The organism is Tersicoccus solisilvae, from assembly GCF_014643255.1.
Lineage (GTDB): Bacteria > Actinomycetota > Actinomycetes > Actinomycetales > Micrococcaceae > Tersicoccus > Tersicoccus solisilvae.
Genome location: NZ_BMJI01000073.1, coordinates 1 through 610 on the forward strand (window position 1 = coordinate 1; position 610 = coordinate 610).

Below are 610 nucleotides of genomic sequence, written 5' to 3' on the forward strand. Positions count from 1 at the left end.
TACCTTAAAGCCTACGACTGTTGCTGCCTGGGCGGAGGACGCCATCAAAGAAGCCAGCAAGGCTGTCGCCAATAAAGTCTTTTTCATAAATTAACCCTGTGAAAGCAAGTTGGTTAAATCAATCACCGCGGCATTGGCGCGGGACACATAGTTGGCCATCACCAAGGAATGGTTGGCCACCAAACCGAATCCGGAACCGTTGAGGATCATTGGGCTCCAGACTGTTTGCTGAGTCGCTTCCAGTTCACGGATGATCTGTTTGAGACTCACTTCGGCATTCTTTTTCTTCAGTACGTCAGCAAAATCGACTTCTACTGCCTTCATGAAATTCAGCAAAGCCCAGGCAGAGCCTCTGGATTCATAGAAGACATCGTCTATTTGCCACCAGCTGGTCTTAATCTGCTGACTCGCCAGGTTGGGGGTCGACTGACGGGCGGCACTGTCGCCGGCCAGATCGGTATTCAGCCGCTCCTGACCCACACTGGCGGCCAGACGTTGCGACATGCTGCCCAAACGCTTCTGCACCTCTTTCAACCACTCATTGAGGTTATCGGCACGGGCATAAAACTGGGCATCCGGGTTATTGGGATCCATCATCCGCGCCCGGTAA

At 52.6% G+C, this 610-nt stretch carries 1 protein-coding gene; it reads right to left on the minus strand.

Annotated elements, in window-relative coordinates:
• Window positions 1-90: 90 nt before the first annotated feature.
• The coding region (locus IEX22_RS16300; RefSeq protein WP_188669278.1) for a DUF2333 family protein at window positions 91-610 on the minus strand (520 nt) is incomplete at its 5' end.